21 protein-coding genes are annotated in these 23,715 nt (G+C 36.2%); 18 read left to right on the top strand and 3 right to left on the bottom strand.

The features are described 5' to 3' along the window. Positions 1-197 precede the first annotated feature (197 nt). From tpx to H9636_RS06100, 8 genes are all read left to right on the top strand, one after another. The gene (gene tpx / locus H9636_RS06065) at positions 198-701 is read left to right on the top strand and encodes a thiol peroxidase (protein WP_191706737.1); all 504 of its coding nucleotides are present in this window, start codon (positions 198-200) and stop codon (positions 699-701) included. Positions 702-829: 128 nt separating this feature from the next. Next, positions 830-1,759: a class I SAM-dependent methyltransferase gene (locus H9636_RS06070; RefSeq protein ID WP_191706738.1), complete on the top strand. Its 930-nt coding sequence runs from the start codon at positions 830-832 to the stop codon at positions 1,757-1,759. Between the two features lie 505 nt (positions 1,760-2,264). Further along, a complete protein-coding gene (gene ald / locus H9636_RS06075; RefSeq protein ID WP_191706739.1) occupies positions 2,265-3,380 on the top strand; it encodes an alanine dehydrogenase in 1,116 nt (371 codons plus the stop codon). A gap of 180 nt (positions 3,381-3,560) precedes the next feature. Continuing rightward, positions 3,561-4,715, top strand: a complete 1,155-nt coding sequence (locus H9636_RS06080; RefSeq protein ID WP_191706740.1) for an ABC transporter substrate-binding protein — start codon at positions 3,561-3,563, stop codon at positions 4,713-4,715. A gap of 106 nt (positions 4,716-4,821) precedes the next feature. After that, positions 4,822-5,703: a branched-chain amino acid ABC transporter permease gene (locus tag H9636_RS06085; protein ID WP_191706741.1), complete on the top strand. Its 882-nt coding sequence runs from the start codon at positions 4,822-4,824 to the stop codon at positions 5,701-5,703. Between the two features lie 4 nt (positions 5,704-5,707). After that, positions 5,708-6,661, top strand: coding sequence for a branched-chain amino acid ABC transporter permease (locus tag H9636_RS06090; protein WP_191706742.1), 954 nt, complete (start codon positions 5,708-5,710; stop codon positions 6,659-6,661). Next, entirely contained in the window at positions 6,661-7,434 is a 774-nt protein-coding gene (locus tag H9636_RS06095; protein WP_191706743.1) for an ABC transporter ATP-binding protein, read from the top strand. Before H9636_RS06090 ends, H9636_RS06095 begins: the two co-directional genes overlap by 1 nt. Beyond that, on the top strand, positions 7,427-8,188 hold the full coding sequence (locus tag H9636_RS06100) for an ABC transporter ATP-binding protein (protein WP_191706744.1): 762 nt from the start codon (positions 7,427-7,429) through the stop codon (positions 8,186-8,188). Before H9636_RS06095 ends, H9636_RS06100 begins: the two co-directional genes overlap by 8 nt. A 102-nt stretch (positions 8,189-8,290) precedes the next feature. Here H9636_RS06100 and H9636_RS06105 read toward each other — a convergent pair whose 3' ends face one another. After that, the gene (locus H9636_RS06105; RefSeq protein WP_191706745.1) at positions 8,291-9,382 is read right to left on the bottom strand and encodes a M24 family metallopeptidase; all 1,092 of its coding nucleotides are present in this window, start codon (positions 9,380-9,382) and stop codon (positions 8,291-8,293) included. Positions 9,383-9,564: 182 nt separating this feature from the next. On the opposite strand from H9636_RS06105, the gene H9636_RS06110 reads away from it, so the two are divergent. Together H9636_RS06110 and H9636_RS06115 are read left to right on the top strand one after the other, a co-directional pair. Next, the gene (locus H9636_RS06110; protein WP_191706746.1) at positions 9,565-10,245 is read left to right on the top strand and encodes a metal-dependent hydrolase; all 681 of its coding nucleotides are present in this window, start codon (positions 9,565-9,567) and stop codon (positions 10,243-10,245) included. Positions 10,246-10,418: 173 nt separating this feature from the next. Beyond that, the gene (locus H9636_RS06115; RefSeq protein WP_191706747.1) at positions 10,419-11,726 is read left to right on the top strand and encodes a DRTGG domain-containing protein; all 1,308 of its coding nucleotides are present in this window, start codon (positions 10,419-10,421) and stop codon (positions 11,724-11,726) included. A gap of 61 nt (positions 11,727-11,787) precedes the next feature. Here the strand turns inward: H9636_RS06115 and H9636_RS06120 are convergent, their stop codons facing one another. After that, a complete protein-coding gene (locus tag H9636_RS06120) occupies positions 11,788-12,093 on the bottom strand; it encodes a YtpI family protein (protein WP_191706748.1) in 306 nt (101 codons plus the stop codon). 124 nt (positions 12,094-12,217) lie between these two features. Between H9636_RS06120 and H9636_RS06125 the strand changes: the two genes are divergently transcribed. The 8 genes from H9636_RS06125 (at position 12,218) to H9636_RS06160 (ending at position 22,655) form a co-directional block, all read left to right on the top strand. Beyond that, positions 12,218-13,162, top strand: a complete 945-nt coding sequence (locus H9636_RS06125; protein WP_191706749.1) for a DHH family phosphoesterase — start codon at positions 12,218-12,220, stop codon at positions 13,160-13,162. A 17-nt stretch (positions 13,163-13,179) separates the two neighbouring features. Further along, positions 13,180-16,260 (top strand): DNA polymerase III subunit alpha, encoded by a 3,081-nt coding sequence (dnaE, locus tag H9636_RS06130; RefSeq protein ID WP_191706750.1) that lies wholly within the window; start codon positions 13,180-13,182, stop codon positions 16,258-16,260. Between the two features lie 314 nt (positions 16,261-16,574). Further along, positions 16,575-17,237, top strand: a complete 663-nt coding sequence (locus H9636_RS06135; protein WP_191706751.1) for a FadR/GntR family transcriptional regulator — start codon at positions 16,575-16,577, stop codon at positions 17,235-17,237. Beyond that, positions 17,227-18,099 carry an acetyl-CoA carboxylase, carboxyltransferase subunit beta gene (gene accD / locus H9636_RS06140; protein ID WP_191706752.1) on the top strand — a complete coding sequence of 291 codons (873 nt, stop codon included), beginning with the start codon at positions 17,227-17,229 and terminating at the stop codon, positions 18,097-18,099. The genes H9636_RS06135 and accD overlap by 11 nt, the downstream gene beginning before the upstream one ends. After that, positions 18,092-19,057, top strand: a complete 966-nt coding sequence (gene accA, locus H9636_RS06145) for an acetyl-CoA carboxylase carboxyl transferase subunit alpha (protein ID WP_191706753.1) — start codon at positions 18,092-18,094, stop codon at positions 19,055-19,057. Before accD ends, accA begins: the two co-directional genes overlap by 8 nt. A 305-nt stretch (positions 19,058-19,362) precedes the next feature. Further along, positions 19,363-20,322 carry a 6-phosphofructokinase gene (gene pfkA / locus H9636_RS06150; protein WP_191706754.1) on the top strand — a complete coding sequence of 320 codons (960 nt, stop codon included), beginning with the start codon at positions 19,363-19,365 and terminating at the stop codon, positions 20,320-20,322. Between the two features lie 21 nt (positions 20,323-20,343). Then, positions 20,344-22,104, top strand: coding sequence for a pyruvate kinase (gene pyk, locus H9636_RS06155; protein WP_191706755.1), 1,761 nt, complete (start codon positions 20,344-20,346; stop codon positions 22,102-22,104). A 161-nt stretch (positions 22,105-22,265) separates the two neighbouring features. Beyond that, a complete protein-coding gene (locus H9636_RS06160; protein ID WP_225230106.1) occupies positions 22,266-22,655 on the top strand; it encodes an FxsA family protein in 390 nt (129 codons plus the stop codon). On the opposite strand, the gene H9636_RS06165 is transcribed toward H9636_RS06160, so the two are convergent. Beyond that, positions 22,642-23,610: an AI-2E family transporter gene (locus H9636_RS06165; RefSeq protein WP_191706756.1), complete on the bottom strand. Its 969-nt coding sequence runs from the start codon at positions 23,608-23,610 to the stop codon at positions 22,642-22,644. The genes H9636_RS06160 and H9636_RS06165 overlap by 14 nt on opposite strands. Positions 23,611-23,715: the final 105 nt, after the last annotated feature.

Here is a 23,715-nt window from a genome sequence, read left to right on the forward strand (position 1 = left end):
AAATACCCGAAAAACGTTCAAAATTACAAAAGGCCTTCAGAATGTGACCATTCTGAAGGCCTTTTGTCGACAATCTGCCATCTGAACAAAATTGTTCAGATGGTTTTTTCCGTAAAATTTTGTAAGGTAAGTTATTTGCAAAGAGGGAAATATGTTTAGTAAGATTATTTAAGTAATATGAAGGAGGGGACTTAAAAATGGCACAAGTAACATTTAAAAACAACCCAGTAACATTAGTTGGAAATGAAGTAAAAGTAGGTGACAAAGCACCGGATTTTACAGTATTAGCAAATGATTTATCACCAGTAACACTTAAGGATTCAGAAGGAAAGGTAAGATTAATCGCATCGGTACCTTCTTTAGACACAGGTGTTTGTGATGCTGAAACACGTCGTTTTAATGAAGAAGTAGCAAGTTTAGGCGGAGATGTGGCATTCTACACAGTTTCTGTAGATTTACCATTTGCTCAAAAACGTTGGTGTGCAGGAGCTGGAATTGACGGCGTTCATACCGTATCTGACCATAAAGATTTATCTTTTGGTGAAGCATATGGTGTGTATATGAAAGAACTTCGTCTATTGGCACGTGCTGTATTTGTTATCGACAAAGAAGATACTGTAACTTATGTTGAGTACGTTCCAGAAGGTACAAGTCATCCGAATTATGAGGCAGCGATTGAAGCTGTTAAAGCTTTAATTTAATGGTTTACGTTTCTTCCTTTCATAAGGTAAGATAGAATGATTAATAGGCTAATTGTCTATAAATTGGAATGGTTAATGGATACCCACTCAAATTTTGAGTGGGTTGTTCATTTCAAAAGGAGTTTATTATGGAAAAGTTTGAGCAAATATTTTCATTCATAAATGAGAAAGCAGAAAAGTATGAAAAAAATAAGGGGATTTCCTTTTTAGATGGTATTTTACAAGCCCTTGAAGATGTACTTGATGAGAAAGAAACATGGATTGGGAAAGAGGCAACGAAAGAAGAAATAAGAAAAGCCATTCAAATTGCCATTTTAAAAGGAATGCGAAAAACTTCTCAACCAAATCATCAAATGACACCTGACACTTTAGGTCTTCTAGTTGGTTATTTTGTAGAGCAGTTTTTCGAAAACGAGCTAAAAAATAACCTGATCACCATGTTGGATCCAGCCGTCGGTACAGGTAACTTACTTTTTACTGTGATGAATTTGCTAAATGATAAAGTATCGGCAACGGGAATCGAAGTGGATGAATTATTAATTCGATTAGCTGCAGATACAGCTGAATTATTGGAACAACCAGTTTTACTTTATCATCAAGATGCATTGCAAAAAATGTTAGTCGATCCTGTTGATGCAGTTATTTGTGACCTACCAGTAGGCTATTATCCGAATGAGGAAGTCGCATTAGACTATGAGTTATGTGCCCATGAAGAAATGAGCTATGCCCACCATTTATTTATTGAACAATCAATCAACTATACAAAAGATGGGGGTTATTTATTTTTCTTAATCCCTGCGAATTTATTTGAATCAAATCAAGCGAAGGCATTGCAAAAATATTTGAAAAAACACGCTTGGATTCAGGCGGTAATTCAACTGCCAGAAAACTTATTTGCATCAAAGGCCCATGAGAAAAGCATTCTTATTTTACAAAAGCAAAGTAAAGAATTGAGAGCTCCCCGAGAAGTATTGCTAGCTAAAGTTCCAGCTATGTCAAATAAAGAAGCAATGTCCATGTTTTTTGAAAAAGTTCAAATGTGGAAAGAAAATAAATAAAAAGATTCGAAATGAAACGAAAGTCATTACCATATGAAGAGGGTAATGACTTTTTTCTTTTACTGTCTCCAAAGTATCATTTTATACTTTTCTCTAAATTTTTGGACAGAAGATACATAAAATAATAAAAAAAAATCTATCCTATTTTTATATGAACGGATAAAGATTTTTCATTTCCTGCCTTTAATTTTGAAAACGAAAAATAATGTATGAAAAGTTTGAGATTCAACAGTTAAAATTTTGAAATTATAACAAATCATTTACAGTTAGATTTTGTTTTTTAACGTGTTATGTTATCTATATGGGAAATGAAAAAAAGTTTTTAGAGATAAAAAATCTTAATTTTCCAAGAAAAAAACTACTTTTTCCTAAATTTTTATTATTTAAAAAATATTTTTTAATTAACTTCAAAATAGTATCTTACATATTAGCTGGAAAATTGTTATTATGTATATAAATTCAATTATTTGAATACATAAGTTCACAACGGGGAGAGGGATCAGCTATGAAAATTGGAGTACCAAAGGAAATAAAAAACAATGAAAACCGTGTTGCAATGACGCCTGCTGGAGTAGTTTCATTAATCAGTGCCGGACATGAAGTTTATATTGAAACGGGTGCAGGTTTAGGTTCATCCTTTGCAGATGAAGATTATGCTGCGGCAGGAGCAACAATTGTTAGCACAGCACAAGAAGCTTGGGCACAAGAAATGGTAATGAAAGTTAAAGAACCAATACCAAGCGAGTATTCGTATTTCCATGAGGGGTTAATTTTATTTACGTATTTACATTTAGCACCGGAACTTGAGTTAACACAAGCTTTATTAGACAATAAAGTAGTTGGTATCGCTTATGAAACGGTTCAATTACCAAATAGATCTTTACCACTTCTTACACCAATGAGCGAAGTAGCTGGTAAAATGTCTGTTCAAATTGGGGCACAATTTTTAGAAAAAATGAATGGTGGAAAAGGTATTCTTTTAGGGGGAGTATCTGGCGTTCCACGCGGTAAAGTAACTATTGTTGGCGGTGGTATGGCAGGTACAAATGCAGCTCGTATCGCAGTTGGGATGGGCGCCGATGTAACGATTTTAGATTTGAACCCAGAGAGATTACGTCAATTAGAAGACATCTTTGGTTCTTCCGTTCAAACGCTAATGTCTAACCCTTACAATATTGCGGAATCAGTTAAGGATTCGGATTTAGTTATTGGTTCGGTATTAATTCCTGGAGCAAAAGCACCTAAACTAGTTACTGAACAAATGGTGAAAAGTATGCGTCCAGGGTCTGTTATTGTAGATATTGCGATTGACCAAGGCGGTAGCTTTGAAACAACAGATCGTGTAACGACTCATGATAACCCAACTTACATTAAGCATGATGTTGTCCATTATGCAGTTGCGAATATGCCTGGTGCAGTACCACGTACATCAACAATTGCCCTTACAAACAATACGGTTCCTTACGCATTACAAATTGCAAACAAAGGTTATAAACAAGCATGTATTGATAATGAAGCGTTGAAAAAAGGGTTAAATACATTAGAAGGTCACGTTGTATATAAAGCTGTTGCGGAAGACCAAGGCCGTGATTATGTACCTGTAGATTCTCTGCTTCTTTAAGCGATAGTTGTTCAAGATAAATAGTCAGCCACTTGTGAGAAAAAGAACAAGTGGCTTTTTTTATTGCACTTAATAGTTATCAGAAAATATTAACTATTTTGAAATTTATCATTTACTTTTCCATAAAAATGTAATTTAATAGAATTGCTCTACTAAAAATAAATTATTGGGGGAATTTAGATGAAAGGGATTTTTCAAAAGTCGTTCACTGTTATGGTCGTATTGATGTTATTTTTACTTACGGCATGTAGTGGGTCAAGCACCGGTGATGAAGGCTCAACAAATACAGATGGTGGAACGATTCAAGCAAAAATTGGGGTTGTCTCCTATTTAACTGGCGCTGGTGCAGCTTATGGAGAAGCCATTACTAACGGATTAAAATTAGCTCAAAGCGAAATAAATGAACAAGGAGAAGTTAACATAGATTTAGTAATTGAAGATTCTGCTGGAGAGGCGGAGCAAGCCCTTTCAGCTGCTCAAAAATTAATGAATGACGAAGAGATTCTTGCCATTATAGGACCTACATTAAGTACAGAATTTTTTGCAGTAGCTCCTGAAGCAGATTTAAATGGAATATCGATTATGGGTACATCAACTACGGCAGAAGGGATCCCTGAAATTGGAGATTATGTTTTCCGAAATTCCATTCCGGAAGCATTAGCGATTCCAACGGCGATGGAAAAAGCAGTTGAAAGAACAGGTGCGAAAAAAGTGGCGCTTATTTATGGAAATGACGATGTGTTAACTAAATCGGGCTTCGATACGATGAAGAAAGCTGCAGAAGAAATGGGGCTAGAAATAGTAACAATTGAAACGTTCCAAAAAGGGCAAAGCGATTATAATGCACAATTAACAAAGATTAAAAATGCAAATCCTGATTTAATTTTAGCTTCCGCATTGTATAACGAAGGGGCCGTCATTATGGACCAAGCACGTAAAATGGGCATTGAAGTTCCATTTGTTGGAGGTAATGGTTTCAACTCACCTCAAGTGCTGGAAATTGCAGGCGAAGCAGCAAACGGTTTAATCGTTGCTACACCATGGTTTGGAGAGTCGGAAGATCCGAAAGTAGTTGAATTTAATAAAAAATTTGAAGAAGCCTATGGAAAATTACCTGACCAATTTGCAGCTCAAGCTTATGATGCATTATATATTTATGCTGATGCATTAAAAAGGGCAGGGGAAGCTGATCGAGAACTGTTCCATGAGGCATTAGCAGAAACGAAAAACTTCGAAGGTTTATTAGGGAACTTTTCTTTTGATGAGATCGGTGACGTAGTAATGGACGTTAAAGTTGTCGAAATAAAAGATGGAAAATTCGTTGAATTCCAATAATTAAACTTTTAAAGAAATGAAGAATAAACGGATTCATCTTCATGTTGAAAAAATCAATTTCATTTTTTGCCATTTATATTAAAAATGATTTTAAAGGATGATGATTTTGCTATTAGAACAATTTATTAATGGCATGACCTTGGGCAGCATCTATGCAATCGTTGCCCTAGGGTTTACCCTTGTATTTGGCGTTTTAGGCATTATTAATATGGCCCATGGGGAAATTTTTATGGTAGGAGCCTTTGTAGGAGTGATGACGACAGGTGTATTAGGTTGGCCGTTATGGTTAGCCTTTGTTGCTTCTATCGTCGTTACGTCGATATTAGGTTACTTATTAGAAACCTTCACTTTACGTCCGTTAAGGGGTAAACGTGGGGTTTCTCATTTAGCGCCTTTGATTAGTACGATTGGTGTTTCCATATTGCTTGAAAACTTATCCCATCATCTTTTTGGTGCTGGGAATAAACCATTTCGTACTGAATTTGCAGAGATGAGTATTGAAATCGGTTCGTTAACGATTTATATCGTTCAAATCGTCATTTTTGTCATTTCAATTATTTTAATGATTGGCTTATCGATCTGGTTATCGAAAACTAAAGCGGGGAAAGCGTTACGAGCAACGGCTGAAAATTTAGAAACAGCTAGTATTCTAGGAGTAGATACAAAGAAAATCATTACGTTAACAGTTATTATTGCCTCTGCAATGGGAGGAATTGCAGGAATATTAGTCGGAATGGCGTTTAACTCCGTCAGTCCTCAAATGGGATTAGCTATCGGTTTGAAAGGCCTTGCGATCATCATTCTAGGAGGAATGGGAAATGTCAAGGGTGCCATGGTAGGTGGATTAATTTTAGGTTTATCTGAAACTTTCCTCGTAGCATATGGGGATTCAGGTTATCGAGATGCCATCGCATTTATCATGATCATCGTCATTCTTTTATTAAGACCACAAGGCATTTTCGGATCAAAGATAGCGGAGGGCAGGTGATACTATGTTAGCTGATTTTATTAATCCATACCATTTACAAATTGCTTCATTTATATTAATTAATATTCTTCTTGCGATTAGCGTTTATGTCCCATTATCCTCAGGGCAGTTATCATTAGGTAGTGCGGGTTTTATGGGGGTTGGTGCTTATACTTCGGCATTATTAACGATTCATTTTGATTTACCTATTTTTGTTGGTGTTTTAGTTGGCGCTGCAGTTGCAGGTTGCTTAGGTATTATTATTGGAATCCCATCCTTAAGGTTATCTGGTGTTTATTTAGCGATTGCGACTTTAGGACTTGGAGAAGTTATTCGGGTTATTTTTGTAAACTGGGAATCCCTTACGAAAGGGTCAATCGGTTTAACTGGAATTCCCCAAATGGGTAGAGAATTATTAAAGTTAGCACGTAATGTTGGGATAGAACCTGCGATGTTTGGGTTAAGAAATAATCAATTTGTTTATTTAATGGTGTTTGTCATTTTACTTATTTTAGTCATCGGGACTATATGGTTTGTTTTCCGACAACAAAATTCACGGATAGGTCGTTCCTTTTCTTCTATCCAAATGGATGAAAAAGCAGCGGAATCGATGGGCATTAATATTACTTACTTTAAAGTTCTTTCCTTTTCACAAGGTGCTTTTTTAGCTGGCTTAGCCGGCGCACTGTTTGCCCATGTCATGGGATACATTTCACCTTCCGATTTTTCTTACCATCGGGCTGTTGAAATATTAATTTTCACAGTCTTTGGAGGTAGTGAAGTAATTATCGGTTCGATTTTCGGAGCTATCTTTTTAACGTTAATACCAGAAGTTTTACGCTTTGTCAGTGAATATCGATATATTATTTACGGAATTATGTTAGTTATATTAATGGCCGTACGCCCACAAGGTATATTAGATATTCATTTATTAAGCAAGTTTAAAAGGTTGAAACGTTCTAAAGGAGGGGTCCGTTAATGGTGCTTGAAATACGAAACGTATCAAAAAACTTTGGCGGTATTCATGCTTTAAAAGATGTCTCATTTAAAATTCAAGAAGGGGAGATTTATGGTTTAATTGGTCCAAATGGTGCTGGGAAAACGACGATGTTTAATTTAATTACGAATATATTTGAACCAACATCAGGGCAAATCCTTTTCCATGACACCAATATTACCGGTTTAAAATCCCATAAAATTACGGAACAAGGAATATGTCGAACATATCAAAATATTCGTCTTTTTTCCCAAATGTCTGCTTTAAAAAATGTTATGGTTGGCGGTCATTGTAGAAGCTCATCCGGCGTATTTAGCAGTGTCTTCCGGACAAAAAAGCAAAAGAGCGAGGAGAGGGGACTTACCCAAAAAGCAGAGGAGCTTTTAGATTTAGTTGGCTTATTGGAACATAAAGATACATTGGCGGAGAACCTTGCTTATGGCCAGCAAAGAAGGCTTGAAATTGCTAGAGCGTTGGCAAGTAATCCTAAATTACTATTATTAGATGAACCGGCAGCGGGGATGAACGAAAATGAAACGGATAGTTTGTATGATTTAATTAAACTTATTCAATCAAAAGGGGTAACGGTTTTAATTATTGAACATGACATGCCCCTTGTAATGAAACTATGCGATCGCATTACTGTGTTAAATTTTGGAGAGAAATTAGCAGAAGGTACTCCATATGAAATTCAGAACAATGAATCAGTTATTGAAGCCTACCTCGGTCGGGAGGAGGATGTAGAAATTGCTTAAACTAACGAATGTTCAAACTTTTTATGGACAAATTCAAGCATTAAAAGGCATTGACTTAGAAGTACCCGAGGGACAAATTATTACGTTACTTGGGGCAAATGGTGCTGGGAAATCGACAACAATGAAAACGATTGCCGGTTTACTGAAGCCTAAAAAAGGGTCAATTGAATTTCTTGGAGAAAATGTAACAGGATTACGACCCGATCAATTACTTCGTAAAGGAATCGCCCTTGTTCCTGAGGGACGTGCTATTTTATCTTCAATGACAGTACTAGAAAATTTAGAGATGGGTGCCTATCATCGAAAGGACAAAGGGGTAAAAGAAGACATAGAAAACGTAATGCAGCGTTTCCCTATTTTATTTGAAAGACAAACGCAACTAGCCGGTACTCTTTCTGGCGGACAACAACAAATGCTAGCCATTGCCCGGGCATTATTATCAAAACCTAAATTACTATTACTCGATGAACCGTCCATGGGTCTTGCACCATTAATCGTGTCAGAAATTTTTGCGATAATTAAAGAAATAAAAGAAACAGGAACGACGGTGCTTCTTGTGGAACAAAATGCAAAGCAAGCTTTAAAAATAGCTGACTTTGGCTACGTTATGGAAACAGGGAAGATTATCATTGAAGGGAAATCAGCAGATCTTTTAACAGATTCTCGAATTGTAGAAGCCTATTTAGGGAGAAAATCAACAAAAGTTCAAGAAGAAGTTCAGGATGAGGGGATATCTGCCTCGAAACAAGTTTAATTCTGTGTTCTTCTAGTCATTTAGCGTATATTCCTTACTAAAATATGAAAAAGGTGATGCGAAAGAAATATTCGCTTCACCTTTTACTTTTTTGATTCATCGTTATGATAAAACAACTAATTCTTTTGTGAATTTCGTTAAAACTTCAACGCCGTCTTCGGTTACAACAACATCATCTTCAATACGAACACCTGTCACATCGGCTTTATAAATGCCTGGTTCAATTGTAAAGACCATTCCAGGGGAAAGTACCATTTCATTAGTTCCTGTTACAGATGGGAATTCGTGAACAGAAATCCCAAGTCCATGTCCTAAACGGTGAGTAAAATATTCACCATAACCGGCATTGCTAATTGTATCGCGAGCAATTTTATCTAAATCCATAGCACGAACGCCAGGTTTTACTGCTGCAATAGCTCCTTCATTTGCTTGGCGAACCGCATTGTATATTTCTTTTTGTGCTTCAGATGGCTCTCCAAAGGCAACAGTACGTGTAATGTCTGAGCAATAGCCGTCATAAATAACACCTAAGTCAAATAAAATCATATCGCCTTTTTGAATTTTACGATCTCCTGGCGTACCATGGGGAGATGCCGTTTTAGGACCGGAAAGTACCATTGTTTCAAAGGACATTGAACAACCCTTTTCTTTAATGGCATTTTCAATGGCTGTTAAAATTTCCATTTCCGTTTTGCCTTCAGCAATTTCTTTACATCCTACTTCAATCGCATAGTCAGCTAAACTTGCTGCTTTACGCAATTTTGCAATTTCTACTTCATCTTTAATAACACGATATTGGTTAATTTGATCGTCAAGACGAACAAAGGTAGCTTGCGGATAAATTTGTTGAAGAGCTTCCAAACGTTCAACTGTTACATGGGACTTTTCGATAGCTACCGTTGTCATTTGGATACCACGGGATTGTACAGCCTGTGCAAGTAATTCCCATGGGTTATCTGTATCAAGGTGACCGATGATTTCTCCATCCCAACCAGCTGCTTTCGCATCGGGTGCTTCCATTTTAGGGCAAATTAAGAAAGGTTCCGCATCTTTGAAAACCATTACTCCTAATAAACGTTCATGGGGATTGCTTTTAAAATGGGAAAAGTAAAAAACGTTATCTGGTGTTGTAATAAAAGCTGCATCATATTCATTTGCTTTTAAATAACTTTGTAGTTGTTGTAATTTATTCATAAAAACCCTCCTCGAGATTAAAAAAAGACATATCCATTGTTTTACACCGATAGCTTAAACGGGGTACAATAAATACGAATAATTCATATTTTAACACTTTTATATAGTATAGCAAAAAGAAGGAAAAAAGCTTATAAAAGCGGAATAAGTTAATTTGAACATACTTTCAAGGAGGATAAAGAATGGAACTATCTTATCATGGGCATTCAGTAGTCAAAATTAAAACAAATGATACGAACATATTAATTGATCCTTTCATCCGTGGAAATGGTTCGACAGATTTAAAAGTAGAGGAAGAGAAGCCGGATGTTATTTTATTAACTCACGGACATAATGACCATGTCGGTGATACAGTTGAATTAGCAAAGGCAAATAATGCTCTAGTTGTAGCACCAAATGAGCTAGCCGATTATTTATCGTGGCAAGGGGTAAATACGCATGCAATGCATATCGGTGGTTCGTATCAATTCGATTTTGGTAAAGTAAAATTTACGCAAGCATTCCATGGTTCATCCTATGTAACGGAAAATAATGAAATCATTTATACTGGAATGCCATCTGGAATTTTATTTTATGCTGAAGGACTAACGATTTACCATGCAGGGGATACAGCTCTTTTTGGTGACATGAAGCTAATAGGAGATCGAAACGAAATTGATGTAGCTTTTTTACCGATTGGTGATAATTTCACAATGGGTCCAGAAGATGCTGCTTATGCCGTATCGTTGCTAAATCCAAAAACGGTTGTCCCTATTCATTACAATACTTTCCCAGTCATTCAGCAGGATCCAAAGTACTTTGCTGATTTAGTAAACAATAGTAAAGTTCAAATTTTAAATCCAGGTGAAAAAGTAGAGTTATAATTTTCCGATTGATAAGTCGAATAATAATGGAAATTATAAAAGAAAGTAGCGAAAGGTAATGAAAAGTTTGTATGTCAAATCAAACTGGGATAAGCTACTTTCTTTTTTTCTATACATAATTGAAATATGATACACTATTGGCAAGGAAAGATAGATGGGAATAGGTGATCGTAGTGTCAACAAAACATGAGAAAATATTACAATATATCGAATCGCTGCCTGTTGGCGACAAAATTTCTGTACGTCAAATTGCAAAGGAAATGCAAGTCAGTGAAGGTACTGCATATCGTGCAATTAAAGAAGCAGAAAATCGTCGATTAGTTAGTTCCATAGAGCGGGTAGGGACGATTCGAATTGAAAAAAAGAAAAAGGAAAATATTGAACGTTTAACTTTTGCTGAAATCGTAAACATCGTAGACGGACAAGTATTAGGGGGTAAAGCGGGGTTGCATAAAACCCTGAATAAGTTTGTCATTGGTGCCATGCAATTAGAGGATATGATGCGATACACAGATGCAGGAAATCTTTTAATTGTGGGGAATCGCTTTAAAGCCCATGAAAATGCCCTTAAGGCAGGAGCGGCGGTATTAATAACAGGCGGTTTTGATACAACGGAAAATAATAAGCGATTGGCAGATGAATTAGAATTACCGATTATTTCATCAAGTTATGATACGTTTACTGTAGCAACAATGATCAATCGTGCTATTTATGACCAATTAATCAAAAAAGATATTTTATTAATTGAAGACATTTATGTTCCGATTGAGGAGACGGCATCGTTAAAAATTACAGATACGATTGCAGACTTCCACAAATTAAACTTACAAACTACCCATGGTGCATTCCCTGTCGTTACGAATGCTAACAAATTAGTTGGTATGATAACAGTGAAGGACGTTATCGGGAAATCAGAGTTTGAAACGGTCGATAAAGTGATGACGAAAAATCCAATTTCAGGTTCAATGAAAACAAGTGTTGCATCAGCGGGACATCGAATGATTTGGGAAGGAATTGACTTACTGCCAATCGTCAATGATGACGGGATATTACAAGGTGTTATTAGTCGTCAAGACGTATTAAAGGCGCTACAACATGCCCAAAGACAACCGCAACACGGTGAAACTATCGATGATTTAGTAAAAAGCGAAATGAAAGTGATGGGGGAAGAAGATGTCGTCGTAGAATTTACGGTAACACCGCAAATGACGAACCAGTTCGGAGCGATTTCTTACGGTGCCTTTACAACATTACTTTCAGAAGTTGGCGCCTTTGCATTAAAACGTAGAAAGCGTGGAGATGCAGTGGCAGAAAATATGACTATTTACTTTATTAAACCGGTTCAAATGGAAAGCGTCTTAACTGTCATTCCTCATATATTAGATATGAGTCGTAAATTCGTGAAAATGGATTTTGATGTTTTTCATGAAACAACCCTTGTTGGAAAAGCGATGATGATGTTCCAACTATTAGAACGATAATATTTCAACATTATCCAATAAAAAAGCAATATACAACATCGTTGTATATTGCTTCCTTTCACTATTTATTTAACTCGTATTCTTCTTCTACGAATTGTCCTTCGTGGCGAACCCGTTTGTAGCTTGAGAATGCTTCCATAAATCCAACTAGGATAAATACCGCTGCAATGATAAATCCAACAAGCGTAGGGTAAATGATACAAGTATTTAAGCCGAATACCATAATAAAGATTCCTAGAGCAACACCTGCTTTTGCTTTGTACCATTTTTTACGAATTGGTAATGTGGAACGAAATTGTCTCGTTTTATAATAAAAATAAGCGACAAAGGAAACAACGATAAAAAATACAAAAATATAGTTTAACATTTTTAACCTCCCATTAAGGTGCAACAATTGCTATATGTATGTAGTGCCTTCATTATTGTAACGATTTTTGAATAAAAAAGCTAACACAACCAACAAAAAATAGTAGCTATAGGGGGAAATCCACTTGAAATTACAAATCATCGACAAAATTGAGCAATATGATACAATTATCATTCATAGACATGTTCGTCCCGATCCGGATGCATACGGCTCCCAAATCGGCTTAAAAAGATTACTAGAAAAAAACTATCCAAGTAAAACGATTTATGCGATTGGTGAACATGACCGATCCTTAACTTTTTTAGATACACCCGATAGCATTAGTGACGATGTATTTGAAAATGCATTAGTGATTGTAACAGATACAGCAAATACAGATCGTATTGATGATGCCCGCTATACAAAGGGTGATTTTTTAATCAAAATCGACCATCATCCAAACGATGATGCTTACGGTGATTTACTTTGGGTTGATACAAATGCCAGTTCTTGCAGTGAAATGATTTATGAACTGTTCATTGAAGGTCAAATATATAAAGGATGGGAGATGTCAGATAATGCTGCCCGACTTATTTTTGCAGGGATAGTAGGAGACACAGGGCGCTTTTTATATCCAAGTGCATCCGTCCGTACTTTTGAAATTGCGGGTCAGTTAATAAAGTATAATTTTGACCGAAATGAAGTATTTAATGGGATGTATGAAAAAGAACCTAACCTATTACATCTTCAAGGATATATGTATGAGAACTTTGTGATGGATGAAAATGGCGCTTGTTTTATTAAATTATCGAAGGATCTTTTACATAAATTCCACGTTACTGCTTCTGATACTTCTTTATTAGTCGGCTCTTTAAGTAATATTAAAGGGGTTTGTGCGTGGGTTATCTTCGTAGAAGAAGAAAGTCAAATTCGCGTTAGATTACGCTCAAAGGGTCCAGTCATTAATGAATTGGCGAAGAGATACAATGGAGGAGGTCATCCTCTAGCATCTGGTGCGACCGTTTATTCATGGGAAGAAGCAGACCAATTGATTGAAGATTTAAAAGTGCTTTGTCAAAATTATAACTAATATAGGAGGGATGAAGTTTGACAGTCGTATATCCGCAAGTACGAACAAGTGCAGATTTATTAAAAAGTACAATTCGTATGGAAGAGCTCATCCCTTTTTTACAATCTCAAAAGGCAGAAGCGTGTGCAATGGTAAATACGAAATTGTACGGGCTTTTGCCTTTTTGGCGTTCACTTAAGCAAGCAGGAATCCACCCGGTAGTTGGATTGTCTGTTCAAGTACGATTTTCGAATGAACTCTTATTTCCGGTTTTAATATATGCACAAACAAATGATGGGTATAAAAATTTATTGAAAATAAGTAGTGCTATTTCTATTCGAGATGATGAATTATTACCATGGCGTTGGTTAGCAGCTTATTCAAAAGGATGCGCAGCCGTTATACCAACGTCAGAACATTGGATTCACGAAAATCATATTCCCTTTCTTCAACAGATGGTGGAGACTTTTCAAACGAATCTTTATATGGGGATATCCCGGAGTAGTGGAAAGGTTGCTCCATTTGAAGGGCAGGCTGTACAGTTTAGTGATCGACTGAATATCAAATGTATGGCGATTCATGAATGTTTATATATGAATCGGGAAGATTATTTTGCTTATAAAGTAGCTCGAGCAATCGAAACCGGTGTGAAATTGAACGAGAATATCGAACGAGAGCAAGAAAATCAATATATGCCTACTGCTATCGAATGGCAGGAATGGTTTAAGGACAAGCCCCAATGGTTGGAAGAAAGCAGACAGTTTTTATTAAACTGTCAAGTGGAACTAACAAATGATCAATATTTTATGCCGAAATTTCCTTTACAACAAGGACAAAGGGCTGAGGACGTCTTAACTGAAAAGGCTTTTGAAGGATTAAAGGAACGTTTACAAACGGATACGCCAAATGAAGCATATCGAAAACGATTGCAATATGAATTACAGGTCATTAATTCTATGGGATACGCAGATTATTTTTTAATCGTGTCCGATTTTATGCATTTTGCAAAAAGTAAAAACATTTTAACAGGACCTGGAAGGGGTTCCTCCGCCAGTTCCCTTGTGGCTTATTGCCTCCATATTACTCAAGTTGACCCATTACAGTTTGGCTTATTATTTGAACGGTTTTTAAATCCTGAACGGGTTACCCTTCCGGATATTGATATCGATTTTGTCGATACAAAGCGACAAGAGGTCATCCAATATGTTGCTCAAAAATATGGACAACAACATGTAGCCCAAATTATTACATTCGGTACTTTATCGGCGAAGGCTGTAGCCCGTGATGTGGCAAGAATGTTTAATTTTGAAAGTGAAACATTAGCGATGATTTCTAAGCTAATCCCTAACAAACTAGGCATTTCATTACAAGAGGCTTATACTAGTTCGCAGCCATTTAGAACTTGGGTTGAAGCAGAGGAAATTCGGCAAACGTGGTTCCAAACAGCTAAAAAGTTGGAAGGTTTGCCGAGAAATGCATCTACCCATGCGGCAGGGGTAGTTCTTAGTCCGATACCTTTAGTGGAAGTAGTACCGATTGAAGAGGGACATGATGGCATTTACTTAACCCAATGGCCGATGCAGGAAGTGGAACAAATCGGTTTGTTAAAGATGGACTTTTTAGGGTTACGGAACTTAACGATTTTAGAAACGATCCGCCATTCAATTTATTACACTCATAAAAAGTGGATTGATTTTAATCGAATTCCCTTAGACGATGAGAAAACGTTCCAGTTGTTAAGGGAAGGGGATACAACGGGGATTTTTCAGTTGGAATCAGATGGCATGAAAAATGCGTTAAAGGAAATTGCTCCAACTGAATTTTTAGATATTGTAGCGGTTAATGCCCTCTATCGTCCAGGGCCGATGGAGTTTATACCTGTCTACGCTAGAAGAAAGGCAAAAAAAGAACCGGTGGTTATGCCGCATCCAGTTTTAGAGCCTATTTTAAAAGAAACTTATGGCGTAATTGTCTATCAAGAACAAATTATGCAAATTGCCCATTTGTTCGCTGGATTTACAATTGGCCAAGCAGATTTACTACGCAGAGCGGTAAGTAAAAAGAAAAGAGAAGTGTTAGAACAACAGCAGTCAGCTTTTGTGCAAGGTGCAATTCGTCAAGGATACCCAGAACAAGTAGCAAAGGAAGTATACGCTTTAATTGTTCGATTTGCAGATTACGGATTCCCTAAAAGTCATGCGGTTGCATATAGTTTTATTTCTTATCAAATGGCTTATTTAAAAGCAAACTTCCCAGCAAACTTTTATGCGGCTTTAATGACAAATGCAACGGGTAACAACGAAAAACTATTCCAGCTTATTTTAGAAGCAAAACAGAAGGGAATTAGCATACTGAGACCTTCCATTCAAAGAAGTCAGCGTATATTTACTGTTGAAGGCGGGAAAATTCGATTCAGTTTATCGGCTATTAAAGGAGTGCCCCAACCCTTTTTACAAAAAATCGTTGCCATTCGTAAGTTAAAGGAGCAGCCATTTGAAGATTTATTTGATTTCGCTGTTAGCTTAAGTGCCAGTCATTTTAATCGTAAAGTAGTTGAGCCCCTTATTAAATCCGGTGCTTTAGATGACTTTGGAAAAGATAGAGCGACCCTCTTAGCAACGGTTGAAGCGGCAGAAAAACATGCTTCTTTAGTTCGTCCAAATGAAGAGGAAAATGACTTATTTTCTTCAGAAGTATTACTATTTGGGAAACCGAAATATGTGGAAGCTAGTCCAATACCGGATAAATTAAAACTTCAATTTGAAAAAGAAGCTTTCGGTTTTTATTTATCTGAACATCCCGTCGCTTTAGAGCGCGGGAAATGGCAGGATATTAACGCAACTACAGTGTCATTAGTTCAGTTAAGACCAAATTCTTTCGTTAAATTAGTAGGTATGGTGGAATCAATTCGCCAAATTCGTACAAAAAAAGGGGAGTTAATGGCTTTCATCCAACTCCAAGATGAATTTGGAACAATTTCTACTACGCTGTTCCCTCAAACATACAATGAAGTAATTGGCTGGATGAAAGAAAATCGGATTGTTTATGTTGAAGGGGTATTAGACTATCGCAATGGAAATAATCAAATAAAAGTAAAAACAATGAGAAATAGTCAATGACGTGTAAAAATAAGAAGTCATTGTAAAAACTGTGCACCGTTGCACAGTTTTTTTCTTTACAAATAGAGAAACATCATGTAGGATAGGTTAAAAGTGGTCAGACCACTTTATGTTTGTTATGTGATTTAGTTTAACAATGCCATTCATTTAATTGGTCCCATGTTAAACTTAGAAACGGGAGTTTACAGATTTTGTAAAGGGGTTGACTTATGTGACAAGCATAAGTCCAAAATCTGGACGCAATTACGTTAGGCGTAATTGATAATATTGAACGATAGTGTCTTTTTTAGTTCCTATTGTCTTGCGAGGTGCTTATGGATAAAAAACAGGAAAACAAAAAAGTATTTTTAGAGATTGTCAAACAGCTGAGAGAGTTAATTAAGCATGAGGGGATTCAGCCAGGAGAAAAACTTCCATCTGAACGAGTGTTATCTGAAAGGTTGAATGTTGGTCGTTCATCTGTAAGAGAAGCATTGCGAAGTTTAGAATTGCTTGGACTTATTGAAACGAGACATGGAGGAGGTACATTTTTAGCTTCCATCCATTCCAATCAACTAGTCGAGATCTTAGCATCTTTTATATTGCAAGAAAATAAAGCGGTGGAAGATGTCCACACGACAAGAAGGATGCATGAAAAGGAAGCAATTCGCATTATTTGTTCGAATCAATCTTTAAGAAGTTTACCTGTTTGGGAAAGTTTGTTCATGAAACTAGAAGTGGAACATGAAGTTGTTCGAGATCATTTACTAAGAGAACTCATTATCGCTTCTGGAAATCGATTAGCCTTAAAAATATGGCTACAACTCGCGGCATATAGTGCAACACCATTAAAGAAAACGACAACAGAAGAAGAAAAACCAATGCTGCAAATTCTTTTAAAATCATTGCAGTTAGGCTATGAAAAGGAAGCATTGGAAGCATACGATGATTGGATTCGTTATTTAAAAAAATTAAGGGGGAAAAGCAGTGGCAATTAAAAGTTTATTATCGATTAACAAAAAGAAACAAAAAGGTGTCATTGTAGATCGAAACAAAGAGAACTCCTTTCCCGCAGATTTAATGACAAAATGTCCTGAATGTAAAAAGATTTATTTAACAAAGGAATTAGAACATAATTTAAAAGTTTGTCCAAATTGTGATTATCATTATAAAATGACCGCTTGGGAACGCGTATCTATATTTATTGACGAAGGCACATTTGAAGCCTTTGATGACAATATCCGAACTTCCAACCCTTTAAAGTTTCCATCCTATTTAGAAAAAATTGAGATCGATTCTCAAAAAACCGGGTTAAATGAAGCTGTTTTAACAGGTAAAGGAAAAGTAAAAGGGGAACAAGTTGTTGTCGCTATTATGGACTCCCATTTCCGTATGGGTTCGATGGGTTCTGTCGTAGGTGAAAAAATTACTCGTGCTATTGAGAAAGCAACAGAATTGCAAGTACCGTTCATTATTTTTACAGCAAGTGGTGGAGCTCGTATGCAAGAAGGGGTCCTTTCTCTTATGCAAATGGCAAAAACGAGTGTTGCTTTAAAACGACATAGTGATCAAGGATTGTTATTCATTTCCGTTATGACTCATCCTACGACTGGTGGAGTATCTGCAAGTTTTGCTTCTGTAGGAGATTTAAATATTGCAGAACCGCAAGCGTTGATCGGGTTTGCAGGTAGAAGAGTTATTGAACAAACGGTTCGGGAAAAATTACCGGATGATTTCCAAACGGCAGAATTTTTACTTGCCCACGGACAATTGGACGCGATTTTCCATAGAAAAGAAATGCGCGATAAACTTGCAACAGTTGTGAGATTACATCGTAAAGGAGGTATATCTCATGTCTAAATCAATGGCGTTTGAAGAACCGATAGTAAAACTTCGAGAAAAAATCGATGAATTAAAAGAAATCGCTAAAAATGCAGATGTGGATATGTCAGAGGAAATTGTAACGTTAGAAACAAGATTAAAACAATTAGAAACGCAAATTTATTCGAATATGGAACCTTGGGACCGAGTACAAGTAGCAAGACATGCCCAACGTCCAACGACATTAGATTATATAGAAGAAATTTTTGAAGACTTTATCGAATTACATGGCGATCGTTTTTTTGGGGATGATGAAGCAATCGTTGGAGGAATAGCAAGTTTTAATGGACAACCGATTACTGTCATCGGTCACCAACGGGGTAAAGCAACAAAAGAAAATATCCGAAGAAATTTCGGGATGCCACATCCAGAAGGATATCGAAAAGCTTTACGTTTAATGAAACAAGCAGAAAAATTTAAACGTCCAATTATTTGTTTTATCGATACGAAAGGTGCTTATCCGGGAAAAGCAGCTGAAGAGCGTGGACAAAGTGAAGCGATAGCGAAAAATTTAGTTGAAATGGCGGGACTGAAAGTACCTGTTATTAGTATCGTTATCGGTGAAGGAGGAAGTGGTGGAGCATTAGCATTAGGGGTTGCTAATAAAATTTATATGCTCGAAAACTCAACTTACTCTGTTATTTCACCTGAAGGTGCAGCATCGATTTTATGGAAAGATGCCTCTTTAGCAAAACAAGCAGCAGAAGCAATGAAAATTACTTCTTATGATTTGAAAAAAATGGATATCATCGACGATATTGTTCCGGAAGTCGCAGGGGGAGCACATCGGGATATTCACGTTCAAGCAACATCATTAAAAGAATGTCTGGAAAAGGCATTAAAAGAGTTAAATGCTTTATCGGAAGAAGAATTAATTGAAGATCGTTATAATAAGTTTAGAAAAATCGGTCAATTTATCGAAGAAGACGAAGTATAATCAAAGCGTTCAAGCTTATAATGAATAAATTTCATTTTCATCTCCATACTTTTAATGGTTGGAGAGTGCTTGTCTGAAATAAAAATGACAAAATCCAAAATGGGTTTTGTCGTTTTTTTGTAATAAGGGTAAAATAAATACATGAATCGTTATTTTCTTAAACTTTTATAAAAATAATTCCGATTGTTTCGTCATCAATTTGCTATTTTGTAAAAGTATCGTTATATATAGCTTTGAATAATTACAATGACTCCATTTTATGCTAATGTGTTTAATATGAGGAAATATTAGGAGGTTTAAGAACGATGAGGAGAATAGCCGTTTTAACAAGTGGGGGAGATTCACCTGGAATGAATGCAGCTATCCGTGCGGTCGTTCGTAAAGCAAACTTCCATGGTGTTGATGTCATGGGGATTTATCATGGATATGAAGGCTTTATTGAAGGAAGAATGGAACTGTTAGATCTCGGTTCCGTTGGAGGCATCATTCAACGGGGAGGGACGAAATTATTTTCTTCACGTTGTCCACAATTTAAAGAAGACCGTTATCAGCTACAAGGAATTGAAAAAATGAAGGAAGCCGGTGTTGAAGGTTTAGTTGTGATAGGAGGAGATGGTTCTTATCGCGGTGCATTGGCTCTAACGAAAAAAGGATTCCCTTGTGTTGGTGTGCCAGGAACGATTGATAATGATATACCTGGTACAGAATATACGATTGGTTTTGATACAGCATTAAATACTGTTATTGAATCAATCGATAAAATTCGTGATACAGCTACGAGCCACGAAAATTCATTTGTTGTGGAAGTAATGGGTAGGGATGCTGGAGATATTGCCTTATGGGCTGGACTTGCCGCAGGGGCTGAATCAATTTTAATACCAGAGGAAGAGTATGACATCGAAGATATTATTAGCAGAATACAACACGGTGTTGCACGAGGTAAAAAACATAGTATTATTATTGTTGCTGAAGGTGTAATGTCAGGAAATGAGCTAGCAAAACTTTTAAAAGAGAAGGGCGATATTACAACAAGAGTTTCGGTATTAGGTCATATCCAACGAGGCGGATCCCCTTCTGCTCGAGACAGAGTATTAGCCGGACGCTTTGGTGCGAAGGCTGTGGAAGTTTTACTGGAAGGTAAAGGTGGACGAGCAGTAGGTATAAAAAATCATCAAGTATATGATTATGATTTAGAGGATGCATTTACAAAAAAACATAAAGCAGATCTGACGTTATATTCATTATCGAAAGAACTGTCAATATAATTTAAAAAACGGAGAGATAATATGAGAAAAACAAAAATAGTATGTACAATCGGTCCAGCAAGTGAATCACCAGAAATCCTTGCAGAATTAATGAATGCTGGTATGAACGTTGCAAGGTTAAACTTTTCCCACGGTAGCCATGAAGAACATGCGGTAAGAATTGCGACTATTCGTGATGTTGCTGAAAAATTAGGAAAAACAGTAGGGATTTTGCTTGATACAAAAGGTCCTGAAATTCGAACTCATACAATGGAAAATGGTGAATTACATTTAACTCAAGGGCAAGTCATCGATATTTCCATGACAGAAGTCGTTGGCAATGAAAAACGTTTTTCGGTTACTTATAATCAATTAATCGAAGATGTAAACCAAAACGACAAAATTCTTTTAGATGATGGTTTAATTGAACTTCGTGTATTAGCGAAGGATATGGAACAAGGATTAATCCATACAATAGTTGAAAACGCTGGTGTACTAAAAAATAAAAAAGGCGTTAACGTTCCGGGTGTTTCCGTCAAACTTCCTGGTATTACTGAAAAAGATGCGCAAGATATTTTATTTGGTATTGAACAAGGTGTTGATTTTATTGCTGCTTCCTTCGTTCGTACACCAAAAGATGTACTTGAAATTCGAGAATTGCTTGAACAAAACGGTGGTAGCCATATTCAAATTATCCCTAAAATTGAAAACCAAGAGGGTGTCGATAATATTGACGAAATTATCGAAGTGTCGGATGGTTTAATGGTCGCTCGCGGTGATTTAGGTGTAGAAATTCCTGCCGAAGTCGTACCACTAGTTCAAAAATCGTTAATTAAAAAATGTAACCTAGTTGGTAAACCGGTTATTACAGCAACTCAAATGTTAGATTCTATGCAACGCAATCCACGTCCTACACGTGCAGAAGCAAGCGACGTTGCCAACGCTATTTTTGATGGTACCGATGCGATAATGCTTTCAGGAGAGACAGCTGCTGGCTTATACCCTGTAGAATCTGTCCGTACAATGAATAACATTGCTGAGTATACAGAAAACTCATTAGATTATCGCTCTATTGTAACGACTCGTAGTAAAGAGAAAGGTTCTACGATGACAGAAGCCCTTTCTCAAGCAGTTGCTTATACATCTATAAATTTAGGAGTAAAAGCAGTCCTAGCCCCTACGGCTAGTGGAACAACAGCACGAATGATTGCTAAATATCGTCCTGGTGTTTCGATTATTGCGATTACGAATATCCAATCAACAGCTCAAAAATTAACTCTAGTTTGGGGCGTAACACCGATTGTGACACCTAAAGTGTCGACAACGGATGAAGTGTTAGAATTAGCAGTTGATGCATCATTGAAACATCAATATGTTGATCACGGAGATGTCGTTATTATTACAGCAGGTGTACCGGTAGGAGAAGCAGGGACAACTAATTTAATGAAAGTTCATGTGATTGGCGACTTGTTAGCTAGAGGACAAGGTGTTGGTAAATTATCCGTTGTAGGAAATGCTGTCGTTGTGAAAAACGCAGAAGAAGCAAAAAACTTTAATACGGAAGGTAGTATTTTAGTGACTGTCGGTACAGATCGTGAAATGATGCCGAATATTGAAAAATGTGCAGGGATTATCACGGAAGAAGGTGGCCTAACAAGCCATGCTGCCGTTGTAGGACTAAGTCTAGGCATACCTGTTATCGTAGGAGTTAAAGAAGCAACGAATATTATTAAAAACGGTCAAGAAATTACAATGGATGCCGAAACGGGTGTTATTTATAAAGGACATGCTAGTGTTCTTTAAATATTAATTGGATTAAGACGGTTTTTAATGAATGAAAGGAGAGCATCTCAACAGTAGAGATGTTCTCCTTTTTATAATGTATGAAACGAGGGGGATGAAACTTTTCGTATAACAAATCGTATATTACAGTAGAATACTCTTTAAACGGGAGGGTTATCATTTTGAGAAAGATATTCGGTTTGATGATAGCAATGGGATTAATGGAAATTGCTATTTTTATATTAGTTGGAAAAGGAATTGGAGTATTTAATACATTATTATTGATCATTTTAACTAGTATCATCGGTATTACTGTAGCAAAAAAACAAGGGCTTCAGTCCGTTCAAAATATACGTAACAGTGTATCTGTAGGTGAACCACCTGGGGAAGCAATGATTCATACCTTTTTAATTTTTGTAGGTGGAATCTTATTAGTATTACCAGGCTTTTTAACAGATTTGTTAGGTTTTTTATTCGTTATTCCTTTTACGAGAAAATGGTTTAAACCTGCTATTTATTTATGGTTAAGGAAAAGAATGAAAAATGGACAAGTCTTTATTATTCGTAGATAGATTTTTGCTTATATTTAACAGCGATCAGTAATAGAAATGGACTGAGTAATATGCCGTAAAAACCAAACAGGAGAATGGAGGCAGCACTTATAAAAAATGTGTGGACCGTTCGCAAGTGGAAAGTAGATGCCCACAATAAAGATTCTGCAAGTTGTCTTGTAATTTGAATAAAGATATAAAGAACAATTAGCGCAAAGCATAAGTATTTTTCGCCAATGGAAAAGAAATAAATCGCAATCGGAATAAGAAATAGTCCTATCCCAAAAAAGGGTAAGGCATCCGCTAATGAAATTAAAAAAGATTTATTTATAGGATTTTCAAACTGTAACAACGCCAGTCCGCAGCTTAATAAAATAAATGTAATAACAAACAATTGAAATTCTACGTAAATGAAATAACCAAAAAGACTTGTTGCCTTTTTAAAATAATTTTTCCATTCCTCACGGTACTGTTTTGGAACGTAAATAAAAAACCATAACCGATTTTTTTTTGATTCAAATAGTGAAAAGAAGAAGGCAACTAGGAAAATAAATAACTCGATAATATAAGATAATATATCTTGTAAAATGTTGGCTAGTCCCATAATGGCGGTGTCAATATAGGATAGGGACTTATTAAAAATCGTTTCTAACATAATATGATTTCCTGAATTTAAAATATCTAGGTTTTGAACTTGTACTTTTAGTTCAGGATAAATAGAAATGATACTTTGAACGGTAATATAAAAAAATGAATATGTTGCCATGAAGATTAATAAGGATATAAGGATAGCGCTTAATATGTATGGTATTTTTAATCGCTTATGACAAAAGTTGATGACGGGATAAAGAAAATATGCAAAAAAGATTGCTAAAGAAACGGGTAATATTAACCACAGAAGGATAAAATAAACAATTAAAACTAAATATTTCAAGTTATTTTTAAAGGGAAAAGTATTCATTTTGTTCGTTTGCAAAGTGTTTCACCTCAATTTATGTAATATCAAATCTCGTTCAGCTTGCATTATTCTCTTTTAATCAATTTTTTCTTTTCCTATTCAGTTTTTTCTTAATTTCATCTA

The organism is Ureibacillus galli, from assembly GCF_014836845.1.
GTDB lineage: Bacteria > Bacillota > Bacilli > Bacillales_A > Planococcaceae > Ureibacillus > Ureibacillus galli.